General features: G+C 41.7%; 15 protein-coding genes and 1 pseudogene. 9 read left to right on the top strand and 7 right to left on the bottom strand.

Annotated elements, in window-relative coordinates; all coding sequences use genetic code 11:
• Positions 1-6: 6 nt before the first annotated feature.
• The 7 genes from CCS90_RS03030 to CCS90_RS03000 are packed head-to-tail and all read left to right on the top strand — an operon-like array spanning position 7 to position 5815.
• Positions 7-927, top strand: a complete 921-nt coding sequence (locus CCS90_RS03030; RefSeq protein WP_099018021.1) for an SPFH domain-containing protein — start codon at positions 7-9, stop codon at positions 925-927.
• Positions 928-929: 2 nt separating this feature from the next.
• A complete protein-coding gene (locus CCS90_RS03025) occupies positions 930-1379 on the top strand; it encodes an NfeD family protein (protein WP_162846713.1) in 450 nt (149 codons plus the stop codon).
• A gap of 2 nt (positions 1380-1381) precedes the next feature.
• Positions 1382-3187 carry a hypothetical protein gene (locus CCS90_RS03020; protein ID WP_099018019.1) on the top strand — a complete coding sequence of 602 codons (1806 nt, stop codon included), beginning with the start codon at positions 1382-1384 and terminating at the stop codon, positions 3185-3187.
• A gap of 47 nt (positions 3188-3234) precedes the next feature.
• Positions 3235-3762, top strand: coding sequence for a gamma carbonic anhydrase family protein (locus CCS90_RS03015; RefSeq protein WP_099018018.1), 528 nt, complete (start codon positions 3235-3237; stop codon positions 3760-3762).
• A 13-nt stretch (positions 3763-3775) separates the two neighbouring features.
• Positions 3776-4750 (top strand): hypothetical protein, encoded by a 975-nt coding sequence (locus CCS90_RS03010; protein ID WP_099018017.1) that lies wholly within the window; start codon positions 3776-3778, stop codon positions 4748-4750.
• Entirely contained in the window at positions 4750-5223 is a 474-nt protein-coding gene (locus CCS90_RS03005; RefSeq protein ID WP_099018016.1) for a SixA phosphatase family protein, read from the top strand. Before CCS90_RS03010 ends, CCS90_RS03005 begins: the two co-directional genes overlap by 1 nt.
• The gene (locus tag CCS90_RS03000) at positions 5210-5815 is read left to right on the top strand and encodes a rhomboid family intramembrane serine protease (protein ID WP_162846714.1); all 606 of its coding nucleotides are present in this window, start codon (positions 5210-5212) and stop codon (positions 5813-5815) included. The genes CCS90_RS03005 and CCS90_RS03000 overlap by 14 nt, the downstream gene beginning before the upstream one ends.
• Before the next feature lie 12 nt (positions 5816-5827).
• Here the strand turns inward: CCS90_RS03000 and CCS90_RS02995 are convergent, their stop codons facing one another.
• From CCS90_RS02995 to CCS90_RS02975, 5 genes and pseudogenes are all read right to left on the bottom strand, one after another.
• On the bottom strand, positions 5828-6649 hold the full coding sequence (locus CCS90_RS02995; protein ID WP_099018014.1) for a pseudouridine synthase: 822 nt from the start codon (positions 6647-6649) through the stop codon (positions 5828-5830).
• Positions 6639-7238, bottom strand: coding sequence for an SMC-Scp complex subunit ScpB (gene scpB / locus CCS90_RS02990; RefSeq protein WP_099018013.1), 600 nt, complete (start codon positions 7236-7238; stop codon positions 6639-6641). Before scpB ends, CCS90_RS02995 begins: the two co-directional genes overlap by 11 nt.
• Positions 7239-7251: 13 nt before the next feature.
• A pseudogene (locus CCS90_RS02985) lies at positions 7252-8010 on the bottom strand (segregation and condensation protein A); the annotation flags it as partial.
• Positions 8011-8044: 34 nt separating this feature from the next.
• Positions 8045-8662, bottom strand: a complete 618-nt coding sequence (locus CCS90_RS02980; protein ID WP_099018012.1) for an L-threonylcarbamoyladenylate synthase — start codon at positions 8660-8662, stop codon at positions 8045-8047.
• 5 nt (positions 8663-8667) lie between these two features.
• Positions 8668-9153: an asparaginase domain-containing protein gene (locus CCS90_RS02975; RefSeq protein WP_099018011.1), complete on the bottom strand. Its 486-nt coding sequence runs from the start codon at positions 9151-9153 to the stop codon at positions 8668-8670.
• A gap of 204 nt (positions 9154-9357) precedes the next feature.
• Between CCS90_RS02975 and CCS90_RS02970 the strand changes: the two genes are divergently transcribed.
• The gene (locus tag CCS90_RS02970; protein ID WP_099018010.1) at positions 9358-10095 is read left to right on the top strand and encodes a hypothetical protein; all 738 of its coding nucleotides are present in this window, start codon (positions 9358-9360) and stop codon (positions 10093-10095) included.
• Positions 10096-10150: 55 nt separating this feature from the next.
• Entirely contained in the window at positions 10151-12730 is a 2580-nt protein-coding gene (locus tag CCS90_RS02965) for a hypothetical protein (protein ID WP_133566415.1), read from the top strand.
• 23 nt (positions 12731-12753) lie between these two features.
• Here the strand turns inward: CCS90_RS02965 and CCS90_RS02960 are convergent, their stop codons facing one another.
• Positions 12754-13557 (bottom strand): M48 family metallopeptidase, encoded by an 804-nt coding sequence (locus tag CCS90_RS02960; RefSeq protein WP_099018008.1) that lies wholly within the window; start codon positions 13555-13557, stop codon positions 12754-12756.
• An 81-nt stretch (positions 13558-13638) separates the two neighbouring features.
• Positions 13639-13950 (bottom strand): hypothetical protein, encoded by a 312-nt coding sequence (locus CCS90_RS02955; protein ID WP_099018007.1) that lies wholly within the window; start codon positions 13948-13950, stop codon positions 13639-13641.
• Positions 13951-14109 lie beyond the last annotated feature (159 nt).

Below are 14109 nucleotides of genomic sequence, written 5' to 3'. Positions count from 1 at the left end.
AGCGAAATGGACGATACCATTTTCTACGTCATACTCGGTGTGTTTGGCATCATTTTTCTCAAGAGTGTTTTTGTGGTCGTACCACAAGGCTTTGAATTCACTGTCGAACGATTTGGTGAATTTAAACGGGTTTTTTCTCCCGGTTTAGGGTTAAAAGTACCGTTTATGGAGCGCATCGGACGCAAGATAAATATGATGGAACAAGTGGCCAATGTACCTTCACAAGAAGTGATCACTCGAGACAATGCGGTGGTGACTGTTGATGGCGTGGTTTTTTACCAAATTTTAGATTCAGTGAAGGCCGCCTACGAAGTCAATAGACTCGAGTATGCCATCTTAAACCTGACCATGACCAACATACGAACTGTATTGGGTGCAATGGACTTAGATGAATCCTTATCTAAACGCGATGAAATCAATCATCGACTTTTGGCCGTAGTGGATGAAGCCACCTCACCTTGGGGTGTTAAAGTGACCAGGATTGAGATAAAGGACATCAAGCCACCCCATGATTTAGTCGCATCGATGGCCAGACAAATGAAGGCTGAGCGTGAAAAAAGAGCGCAAATTTTAGAAGCTGAAGGCTCACGTCAATCTGATATATTACAAGCGGAAGGCAAGAAACAAGCTGCCATACTGGAAGCTGAAGGATTGAAAGAAGCTGCGTTCCGGGAAGCCGAGGCACGAGAAAGGGAAGCCGAGGCCGAAGCCAAAGCAACCATGATGGTATCAAAAGCCATTGCTGCTGGAGATGTCAATGCCATCAATTATTTTGTCGCCCAAAAATACCTGGATCAATTTGGAAAATTTGCTGATTCACCCAACCAAAAAACCATGATTTTACCGATGGAGGCCACCAGTATCCTCGGCTCATTGGCTGGTATCACCGAATTGGCCAAAGACTTAACCAATAAAGAAAAGGCATGATTATGGCATTTTTAATCGCAATGACACCCTGGCATTGGTTAACAGCGGCAGTCTTACTGCTGGTGATTGAAATGATGATTGGCTCATACTACTTGTTGTGGGTGAGTTTTTCAGCATTCTTAACAGCTGTTTTACAGTGGATGTTTGGGCTCGAATGGGGCGCACAAATGATTGTGTTTTCACTGTCGTCTATATTTTCCGTTGTGGCTTGGTATGTTTATGATAAAAAACGTGACAAAACAAGCACCCGACCAACCTTAAACAAACGAGGCCATCAATACATCGGCCGCACCTTTCAACTCAGCCAGCCCATCATCAATGGCGTTGGCAAAATCAATGTTGACGATTCCAGTTGGAAAGTCAAAGGCGCAGATGCGGCTGAAGGCACCGCTGTCAGAGTCAAAGACATTGATGGAACCGTTTTAATAGTAGAATCTTTAGGAGAATCATAACCATGAAAAATTTCATGACAATAATGGCCACCATGTTATTGGTGGCGTGCAGTGGTGACCAATCAGACAACACTGCAGCGGAAGTCAAAATACTTGGTAAAAACCAACCTGATATGCTGACTTATATTCCAGCAGAATCACCAGTGCTTATTACCAGTGGTATCTATCCAGAACAATACCCTGCCAATTACATTGATGTGATGCAATCTAATATGGACGGCGTAGTTAAATACCTTGAGGTTTTGATTAAACAAGCCACCGATCAATCGAAAAAGTATGCCGCCGTTAAAGACGCGTTGGATGAAAACAATGCTTCACCCTCTGAAACCACAACCACTGAAGACCCAGAACAAAAGAAAATCATGGCTTTTGTTGATAAATGGTTGATTGATGAAAACCTCAATAAGGTTGGCTTTAAAGTGGGCGAAACTCAATTGGCTGTTTATTTGGTCGATTTAATTCCAGTCCTAAGAATGAAACTCAGTAAAGGACAGCAAGTAGAAGCCATGTTAACTGAGATGCAACAAGAATTCGAACTACCCATGGTGACCACTGATGTCAACGGGACTAAAGTCAGAGAAGTGGTTGCCGATCAAATGACTTTATTACTGGCTTTACAAGATGATTATATGGTTATTACAGGAGCACCTACTGTCATCAAAGACCAGCTGTTCAATCAACTGCTTGGTTTAGATAAACCTAGTCAATCATTGGCAGATGACCCATCAGTTGTCACTGAAATCAAACAAGCCCATGGCTTTACTACTGATGATTTGATGTTGGTAGACTTCAAAGCATTGGCTGACTATTTTATTAACCCGAGCAAACACAACTCAAAGCTGGTTAATTACTTACAAATAGATGACAACATGCTGTCAGCCGCATGTAAAGATGAAATATCTGCCATGTTTGACAAAGCACCTCGCATGGTCGCTGGAAATAAAACACTGACCGGTGACACCATTCATGGCGCTTTGGTTTGGGAAATGAATCAAACCCTTGCAGTGGATATGGCTAAGATGACAGGTCGAATTCCACAAGGAAACGACGATGCAGCGATGGCATTTGGCATGAGTTTTGATCTCAAAGGGGCCAAAGACATTGCCAGTAAATATGTTGATCAATTGATTAATGACCCTTACCAATGTGAACACCTGGCACCGCTTAATCAACAAGCCCAAGACATGCAAGCCAAACTGAGCCAACCCATTCCTCCTTTTGTGGGTAATTTCAAAGGCTTTAACTTTTCATTGGATGATTTGGAATTGAATCTGGCCAACGCCGACCTGGCCAATCCGAATCCCAATGAGATCATTGAAAGCCTAAAGACCCAAATGTACTTTGCATTGGATGAGACTCAGGCATTGTTAGGTATGGCACAAATGATGGTGCCACAATTACAAGGCATTGAAATTGATACCGATGGTTCATTGATTACCTTGGCGGATAAAGTGCCCATGCTCAGTGGCAAAGACATCCCATTGGACATCAGTGAGTTGTATGCAGCCATATCAACTGACACCATTGGTCTATCAATGGGACATGAAGGCGGTGGAGAATTAAGTGATAAAGTCAAACAAGAAGGCCAAGCCGTTTTGATGAGCTTTTCTGCCAATGTTGATGGCTATAAAAAGATTTTGGAACAAATTTTCTCCATGGCTGAAATGCCAGATATGCCGGAACAAGTTAAGAATGAATTGGCCATTCAAAAAGACTTGACGCTGAGTATGTTGTATTGGAAAACTCAAAAAATGACCTTGTCTTTTACTGACAAAGGTTTTGTAACTGATTTCAATATCAAATATTAATTAACCACAACACGGCGCCTCAAATCAATTGGGGCGCCTATCCTTAAATGACAATCAGAACGTTCAACAAGCACAGTCCGCAAATTGCTCATTCGGCTTATATCGATCATGATGCTGTGGTGATTGGTGAAGTCAAAATTGGTGAAGATGCATCCGTCTGGCCGATGTCAGTGATTCGAGGCGATGTTAACCACATCCAAATTGGCGCGCTGAGTAACATCCAAGATGGCTGCATTTTACATGTCACCCATAAATCAAAAGCCAACCCCAAAGGTGGCCCACTGCTCATTGGTCAAGGCGTCACTGTTGGCCATGGTGCCATTTTACATGCCTGTACCATTGATGATTTTTGTTTGGTGGGTATGGGTTCAACCCTGTTGGACAACGCCAAAATGGAGCATCACAGTATGTTAGGAGCAGGCAGTGTATTACCACCTGGTAAATTGATCAAAACCGGGGAGTTGTGGATGGGAAACCCAGCAAAAAAAGTCAAAATGTTGACCCAATCACAAATTGAATATTTGGAATATTCAGCCGATCAATATGTTAAACTAAAATCAATGTATCAAAGGTAATTTATACTTAATCATGGTTTCGGCTTCTGCACCAGATCAAACTGAATTAGCAATCAATGGCTTTGATCAAGCGATTGAAACCTTGTCCTGCTTACCTGACACCCATCATCAGCTCAACCATTGGAACATTTGGTGCGAAGAAACCTTTGCCGCGGAAGACTGGAAAACCCAACTGGCAGAAAGCATGACCATAGCATACGCTCGCATGGCATTGCGCAATGGCCTGTTGAGCAAAACCCCAAGAAGTTACCACAATGAAAACCACATCAATGACCTGTTACTCCGCATCATGTATTGTGCTGGTAGAGATAATAACGAACTGACCAATGAGGGTTTAGCCCTATTAAGTTTTTTTGCCGCCTGTCATGATTTAAGACAAGCAGAACCTAGAAAATCAGCAACAGATGATTCCTTGGTTGGGGCCAATGAAACAGCCAGTTATTTAGAAGCCCTGAGAATCATTGAATTAACCAACCATACATCACATAAGGGCTCACTGTGGAATGACCACAATTTATTGTTACTCAAAACCATGATTGAAGGCAGCACCTTTGGTTCTGGTGGTAAAAGAAGTAAGAATTTCTTTCAAGGCAACTTGGCTAAACATTTATTAGAAAAACTTAATCTGCAAAATGAATATGACAACCAATTGGTGCTGCTTGCCTGCGACATAGACACCGCCAATGTCAGTTTACCCATTGCACAATTCGCCGAATCGGCCATTCAAATTTATGATGAACTGATTTCTCATCAAAAAGCGCAAATTTCAGCGCATTATTTTTTTTGTCAGCAACAACATATTTATTTTTTTGAACAACAAAGCTTTCATGCAACGTTAAGTAAAAAATGGTTTCAACCTCACAAAGACAACAACCGTGACAACCTGATTGCCCTTTCTCAGCACATCGCTTCACTTCCTCAAGACTTGCCAGCCACTGAAATTAAAAATGCATTCAGGCAAAAAGCTTTCGAACTGGGTCGTGTTTGATGGACTTATTCGTAGTCAGGCATGGAGAATCACCTTTTCACGCTGGATCTGATCACAGCAGACCATTGTCACCACGAGGGCAAGTACAAGCGGGAAAAAGCGCTCAATTTATTGCCCAAAACTGTTTAAATGCCAAGACACATATCATCTGTTCAGATGCATTAAGAACAATGACCACTGCCAAAATCATTCAACAACATTTAGCTGCAGTACAATTACACAGCGATCGCCAATATTACAATGCACTGACCGGTGAATGGTGTGATGCCATCCTGGCTCATCGCCATTTCGAAAAACTGATCTTGGTGGGCCACAACCCGACCATGTCAACCCTCAGCCAATACCTGATACCCTCCAAATCCTTTCAATATAAACCTGCTTGTGTTGGGCACTTTAGCCTTGAAATTGCGGCCGATGGCCTTAAATTACCAGCTCACTTTAACGAATTATTTTCGCCTGATGCAATCCAATAATCCACTGAGTTCAATCCCACCCGTTACCCGCAATATCTTGATCGCTATTGTGGTGATGTTTATCGCTCAACAAATACTGGGGCAAACAGGTGGCCAATTTATCGGGCGGTATTTTGCACTCTACCCAATTGACACCCCATATTTTTATCCATGGCAATTACTGACCTATGCTTTACTGCATGGAAATTTGATGCATTTATTTTTCAATGGATTTGCCATTTGGATGTTCGGCTCACAAATTGAAAGCTATTGGGGAGAAAAGAAATACAGCATATACATCATTACCTGCATCATAGGTTCAGGCTTAGCCAATGCATTGTTAAGTGACATAGGCGCCATTGGAATCTCTGGCGCGGTCTATGGCCTACTGGTTGCCTATGGCATGATGTGGCCAAACCACACCATTCAACTGATCTTGCCACCCATACCTATGAAAGCAAAATACTTCGTGATGATTTTTGCTGGTATTGCACTGATCAGTAGCATCAATCCAAACAACGATGGTATCGCTCACATTGCACACCTTGGCGGTGCCATCACTGGTTTCTTATTGATTCAGTTTTGGCGCAAGAAACCACCTTTTAAGTGGTGACCTTGGGCAGCTTCAGTGCCGCCCTTTTTTAATGGATTTAACGATTAAAGAAGTGGCTGCTGGTTCGAACTTGGTGTCCTTAAATAAAACTGCCAGTTCTTTGTCATTCAACTCTCGCAGTTGACCGATTCTCAAGCTTTTAGGCAAAAAGACACCGCCGTATCTGACTCGCTTCAAACGGTTGACTTGTAAACCTTGAGATTCCCACAAACGCCTGACTTCACGGTTCTTTCCTTCCATAAGCGCCACATGAAACCAACTGTTGGCTCCTTTTTCTTCAGCGGCCACACCGGCCTCTTGGATGTCAGAAAATCTGGCCATGCCATCTTCTAATTCCACACCTTTCAACAAATTTTTGATCACATCATCGGTAATTTCCCCATACACGCGACAAACATATTCACGATCAATGGTGGCGCTTGGGTGCATCATGTGATTGGCCAGATCACCATCGGTGGTGAATAACAACAAGCCAGTTGTGTTGATATCCAAACGGCCAATATTCAACCATTTTTGCCCTTTAACACTGGGTAAAGAATCAAATACCGTTGGACGGCCTTTGTCGTCTTTTCTGGTGGTCACCTGACCCAATGGTTTGTTGTACATCAAGACCCTGGGTGGAACAAATTCACTCTCAACCACCCAGGCTCGATTTTTCCATCCTATCTTATCACCCACCATAAGTTTTTGACCCAAGGTAACCGGTTCTCGATTGATGGTAATTTGTTCAAGTTTAATGGCTGCTTCTATTTGTCTTCTTGAACCCAAGCCACATCTGGCCAAAGTTTTTTGGATACGTTCAGTGGGTTCAAACTCGTGCTCTTCAATCTTCATTTAATTCTTCATTCTGCGTTTCGTCATTATTGTGATCATTGAATTGCAACTCTTGTTCAAGTGTTTCAATGTCCTTGATCTCAGCCAAACTGGGTAATTCTTGCAGCGAACTGAGGTTGTAGTCATCTAAAAATGTTTTTGTGGTGCCTAACATGGCGGGTTTTCCTGGGACGTCTCTGTAACCCAAAATCCTGATCCAATCACGGTCCATCATATAATGTATGATTTTACTGGAAACCGCAACACCGCGTATGTCTTCTATCTCACCACGAGTGATTGGTTGGCGATAAGCAATCAATGCCAATGTTTCTAACAGTGCTCGCGACAGTTTTTTTGGTCTGTGGTGAAATAAATTTTGTAACCACGGTTGGTACTTTTGTTTGGTTTGTAAGCGATAACCTTTGGATAAACGTTTCAACTCAATACCTCGATCCTGATATTCAGCTTCAAGATCATTGATCACTTGATTGATGTCATTGCTGGTTATTTCTTCATCGGGGAATAATTGTAATAATTCCTTGATGCTTAACGGTTCATCCAATGCCAATAAAGCAGCTTCGACTGTGTTTTTTAATTCTTTGATTTCCATGGTACTATCCAGCAGCTTGAATATAAATTTCACCAAAAGGTGTGTTTTGAACCAGTTCTAAACTCTGCGCTTTGAGCAATTCTAACACAGCCAAAAAAGAAACCAAGGCGCCCTGGCGTCCTTCCTCACGGCTGAATAGGGACTTGAAGTTGATGGTTTTTTCTTGCAGCAATCGGTCTAAGACCACGGTCATGCGGTCCCTTACGCTCAAAACTTCCCTTTCTATTTCATGGGATACTTTCAAGTCAGCCCTGGCCATCACTTCTTTAAAAGCCATCAACAAATCTTTGATGTCGACCTCAATGTGATCTTCTTGGTCCACTTGTTTCTCTAAATAAACACTGGCCACATAAAAATCCCTACCAACCCGTGGCAAACCATCGATGTCCTCAGCGGCTTGCTTGAATCGCTCATATTCCTGTAAACGACGAATCAACTCGGCTCTGGGATCCTCTTCATGCTCATCATCTGTTTTCGGTTTGGGTAACAACATCCTTGATTTAATTTCTGCCAACATGGCTGCCATCACTAAATACTCAGCTGCCAGTTCAAAATTCAATTGGTGCATCAATTCGATGTATTCGACATATTGTTTGGTGATGTCGTATATTGGAATGTCTAAAATATCTAAATTTTGTCGTCTGATTAAATACAACAACAAATCCAATGGGCCTTCAAATGCTTCCAGAATAACTTCCAACGCATCAGGCGGAATATACAAATCGGTAGGCATGGTGGTAAATGGTTGGCCTTCAACCATTGCAAAAGGCATTTCCTCTTGTTGGACTTGCGTTTTTTTATCTGAGTCAGACAAAGTCAATCTCACCCTGACCTTGACGAATGATGTTAACTTCACCTTCAGACAAATCAACCACAGTTGACGGTTCTTGTGCACAATAACCAGAATCAATGATGGTGTTGATGCGATTACCCACTTTTAATTCGATGTCCATAACGTCCAACTCATACATGTCCACCTCAGGAAACTCCAAGGTTGAAGTCATCAAGGGCTCACCCAACTCTTCTAGTAATGCATGAACCACCGGGTTTTCATCGATTCTGATACCAATGGTTTTTCTTTTTTGATGTTGTAATTTTTTAGGAACCCTGCGAGTCGCCGGCATGATAAAAGTATATGGGCCTGGTGTATGGTGTTTAATCAATCGAAAGGCCACATTATCAACCAACACAAACTCTGTCATTTGCGAAATTGAATGGCACATCATGGTGAAATGATGCTGGGCATCGATTTCTTTGATCATGGCCACTATCTTAGGTGCTTTTAAATTTTCCAATCCCCATCCAATCGCATATCCAGAGCCAGTCGGATAAATGATTAAGCCACCATTTCTCACCGTATCAATAGCTGCCTTGATTGACCTGGGTTGTGGATTGTCTGGATGAACGCGAAGGATATTTGCCATGTGTTTTATGCCTCTTCAAATCGGTTGGCTTTGCGATTTTTTCGTACATGTTCAGGGTTCCAAACCAAACCATTCATAATCACCCAAACACCGGCTGGTTGTGTTTGTACGGCAGCCACTGCGCAGCCGATATTAAATATGGCATCCGTGGCATTGAACCTGGCTGGGGTCAAAGCACCAGTAAGCACAATGGTTTTACCTTTGATGGCGCTTAAAAACTGAGCCGTCTCCACCATGGTGTCTGTTCCATGGGTAATCAAAAAATGGGACTCTTCAGATTTTTCAATCACTTGTCTGATTAACTCCCTGTCCTCATCAGTGATATAAATGGAGTCTTTTTTCAGCAACGGCACCACTTCAAAATCAAACCCAACATGATAAGTATTAAGCAATTCACCAATGATGGGCTTGCCTATTTGATAATCACTGAGGTCATCGAAATACAATTTATCAATGGTTCCGCCAGTGGTAATGATTTTTAGATTTTTCATGTTAATACTAGATACTCAAAGTGCTGCTATTTTAGCCGTATTAGGTTGTGATAAATCATGAATTTTAAACCTACTGGCCACATTGTTTAATCAGTATATCACCCCTGTCAAATAATCCCGTCCATTCAATCCAAACATGGGCTCATTGAGGTGATTTTTTCTGAAATTAGCTGATAATTCACCACACCAAAGTATAATCTACCGATGCTAAAAATTTCACCCTATTTAATCATCATCAGTTTCGTGTTATTGATTGTATCTTTCAGTAAAAGAAATGATTTCACTGATGATTTGAACGTGTTGGTTGATTTGATGCACGATCCGAAACAAACACCCGTAAACTTACCGCCATTTTTCACTTCATACAATGAAGAGGATTTTGAAATCATGCCTAAGTATGATTATGAATTGAATGGATTGGTGGTGTCATATCGCTTGCATGATGCAGATGGCGGTACGATGCTTCATGCTTTAAGTAAAGACCATTTAAACGTTGCTGATTTTTGCGTGGTGTGGGGCGATACCGCCCAGCCTGGTTTATTGCGGGAATTTGATTTCAGCAACGGCCAATTCACTTGTAGTTATGGTACGCAAAGCAGTGCCGCGTGGAATGCATTCAACGAAACCCAACTGTCCAACAACCACTTATTGGCCATTGATGATGCTGTAAGGGACACCATCAGTGAAGTTAACATTGGTGACCAAATTAACATCAAAGGCTGGTTGGCACATTACAAAAACCCACTGGGATATGAACGAGGTACCAGTACCAGCAGAAATGACCGTGGCGATGGCGCCTGTGAAACTATATTTGTAAAAGAGATCAGCATCCTACAACCGATGAAAAACCAGTGGCGTTCTCTGATGTCATTTGCATTTGGGGTTTTACTCATCAGTTTATTTTTATATTTCAAAGCGCCCTACGAACCACATAGGCGGTGACCAAGGACTGCATTCTCTCCTTGGCAATCTCAACTACTTTGTTACAATGAACTTTATGAAACGTTTAATACTCACCCTAGTCATCATTCTTAATTCGTTCTATTCTTATGGACAAACCAATGATGAAGTAAACAAAGATGTGGCGATGCCATCCGCGGTGGCTATTGCGAATCATTTAAGGCTTAACTATGGCATGACCCAAGCAGCCTACTTGACGCAAATGGCTTGGGAGTTTTCTCGCTCATTTGCTTCCGTTGATCAACTACAACAGCAATGGCTACAGGCATTAGAAACTGAAGTTTTTGAACACCAACAATTCAACCACATCAACACCCATGCCTTGATGGCACAAACTTTAATCCAGTTTTCCAACGGGATGAGCCTCAATCGCTGGCGCTTGACAGACTTAAGTCCCCCACCCCAATTACCGGCCATTGGTGAGGGTTTAACCCCAGACCAGGTTTTTCAAATTTGGTTGAACCTGCCTTATTTCTGGCAACAAATCATTAAAAACCAGCCACAACAGACCGTTCAATGGCTCAAATGGCCTGATGCGACATTAAAAGCAAATCAATTCCTGTCCATTGAAAAACAAGCTGATTTGCCTTTGGTGCTGAGTTGGTTAAATAAAAAAGCACCTGAGCTTACTGTTGAATTGGCTAAGACCGATGCAATGATTGAATATTATGACAACCTATCGGTGGCATTGATCAGACAACACCACCATATGCAACAGGGTTCTTTGCTGGCATTCGCCAATGACTGGATTGAAATTTATCAATTGATAGAGCTCAGTCCTTCACTGTTGACTTCAGCTGAACAGAAAAACCTGGCCAAGCTGATAGATCAATCCATGTTATTTTGGGAGCAAAACCTGGATCAAATTCAATCTTTAGATGCACGCCTGCACCCGATCTTAAAACTCTTATTGCTTGAGTTACCTAATAAATTTAAGAACCCTGATCACATTAACCCCATATTGAACCAACAAATTTTAGGCTTGGCTTTTGACGTAGAGGACATGGCATCGTACATGAACCATCCGGTTCGTGAAAACATCCAGAAAAACTTAGAAGTTTGTTTGAATTTAAGTGTGATGCAATCACCAGAACCAAATTTACCGATTGCTGACAAGCAGTTTGAAAGTTGCTTCGACGATTTGTTTAATTGGGCCAATGAAACAGCCAAAGACCCTATTTTGGCCGGTAACAAAGTCAGGTTAGACAATCCAACCAGTTTGCATCGAGCCCTTGAGTTGCCCAGTTTACAAATCATCAACATCCTCAACATGCAAGCAGTCACTGATGAAAACTGCCAACAACAAATTGAGACTCAAGCCAATTTGTTTGAATGGTTATTGGCGACTGAAACACTGGCTTGGTTCCATGATCGGTGGCCAGGAATCTTTGCCGATAAGAATAAGAATGATGAATTCAAGCGATTGATTTCTATGGGCAAAGCAATTAACAATCACCCACCTTGTTTCAATCAATCAGATGCCTTGGCCAACCAGTACATCACCCTAAAATCGAAATGGGAGCGCTTAAAGCAGGAAATAAAACTCCAAATAGACCTGTATGAAAAAAATGAATTAATTGCCAATTCCGACATCAATTTGTTTGATTCCATCGAACAAAAAACCAACCACATTCCAGATGGTTTAGTTATAAAGCCATGCGATATCAGTCAATCATGTGGGGCCTATGTAGAATTAGACCCCAGCCTTAAATTAATGAACCTGTTCCCCAATCACTTAAAACTTGCCACACAGTTCGGCTTAGGTGAAATTCAAATTTGTTATGACCAAGTGCAGTGGCAAAACAGAAAAACCGCTCCCACTCATTTAGATAACAACAAGATATCTAATTTTGAAGGTGAACTTTCCATTCAGCTCAATGGCCTGTTCGAGGGCAACACCGTATTTTCAAAACAGCTGATCAGCAATCAACGACATATTTATTTGTTTGGAGAAAACAACCAGGAAACTTTAGAAATGGAGTGTCCGTTGAGTCTAATTGGTAAACAAATCAACACCACCCTGGATCGGGGCACATTTGGTTTGTTACCCAACCGGCTTACCTTTTTAACAGCACAAAAAACAGACATCAATGCGGTGATTAAAAATAACTGGAACACTTGGTTAGAAAACATCCAAGATGAAAGTACTGCATTGAATTATTTTGATGAAATGAATGGCATCAAAACCAAAGTCAATGACTCGTTCTTGAAACACGTCAATCAAATTCAACAACAAATTTATCGCAAATTAATTGCCAGCAACCCTTCAAGAATCAATGATTCTGCTTTATCAAAGGCCACTTTTGAATACTTAAATCAACGCAAACTGATCAATCATATGGTCACGGGGTTATTTCCCAATACCTTCCAATCAAACCAAGCAGTTCGATCTGCTTTAACAGGTGATTTAAGAATGGTTGATGCCGATTTTTTCCGCAAATCATATGACAACCAAACCAATGTCATTGACATGATGGAACAAGGAGATGCCTTGTTCGTCCAACATGATGCGATTTGGACCGAAAGCTTTTCTGCGCTGACCGGACCTGAATCAGGCTTCATCAACGCCACCTTGAATGAATTAAAACAGATCATTGATTTTACTGAAAAACAATAAGCTGTTGACTCTCTAGGAAAGCCTTACAGGCTACATTGCGGGTTCAACCCACGTTGCTTGGCTTCATTTTGATAACTCAGCGCTTTGGCCATGAATTTATTTAATTTCTCAATCCTGTTTTCGGGCTGTGGATGGGTTGAAAGGAACTCAGGTGGACGCTTACCTGCTGATGCTTTATCCATGTTCTGCCAAAGCTGGACACTCTCTGTCGGATCAAAACCAGCGGCAGCCATAAAATGTAAACCAAAGCGATCGGCTTCTTTTTCATGATCTCGGGAGAAGGGTAGCATCACCCCAACTTGTGCTCCCAAACCCAATCCAGCCATTAACATTTGTCGTCCGGCTGAGCCTTCGATCTTTTGTTGGCTCATGACATCAGCCACTTGTAACCCAGTTTGTGCCAGCATTTGTAGTGAAACACGTTGATTACCATGTTCCCACAACACGTGAGCAATTTCATGCCCAATCACAGTCGCCAATTGTGACTGTGTTTCTGCCACTTTTAACAACCCCGAGTGAACACCAATCTTACCGCCTGGTAAAGCAAAAGCATTGGCTGAATCGTCTTCAAAGACGACCACTTCCCAATTCATGTTTGACCACTGTTGGGGCAATGCATTGATGATTGCGTAGGAAACGCATTCAACGTATTTACGTTGTCTAAAATCAGTGGAAATCTTTTGGGCCGTTTTTATTTGTTGGAATGTAGTCACACCCATTTGATTCATTTGTTCGCTACTGACCAACATCAACCGACTGTCACCACTTGGGGTGGTGGCACAGGCTGAGATCAGCAAAATCAATACCATTGGAAGAATATTTTTCATCGTCATGCTCGGATTTTCAATGAATATTATTCTAGCGCAGTTACCAAAATTCGGCGTGAAATATTTGTTAAGGATCTGGACTTACTTCAATATGGCCCAATATGAAATAATAAACCCACATATGAATAAAAGGCTGTAAATGATTTTAGCGGCTCTGTAACGACTTAAGGTCGCAGGATCAGTGATGGCCTTGGCTCGATGATGCAACCACACCACTTCAAGCAGAATCACAAATACAAACAGCATGATAAAGACCACCGCAAATATGCCCAAAGCTTCTGTGGCTGGTGATTTTTCGACAAAAAGGCTGATCACTGCCAATGCATTGGATACAACGATTGAAATAATCAGGGCAATTCTTAAAGGGGTAAAAACCACATTTTTTGATTTCATCAGTAGTCAATCATTAAAAACTGACATTATAACAATTTAAGATTATGTTTCAGTGAATTACAACTCACCCATAAATAATTTTTCTCTGTTAATGACCAATCACCCTTCAATACTTGATTGTTGTTACATTCATCGAAACTAGAGTCATCAAATAACAGT

Source organism: Marinicella litoralis (assembly GCF_002591915.1).
Lineage (GTDB): Bacteria > Pseudomonadota > Gammaproteobacteria > Xanthomonadales > Marinicellaceae > Marinicella > Marinicella litoralis.
This window is presented reverse-complemented; position numbering and strand designations above follow the sequence as displayed.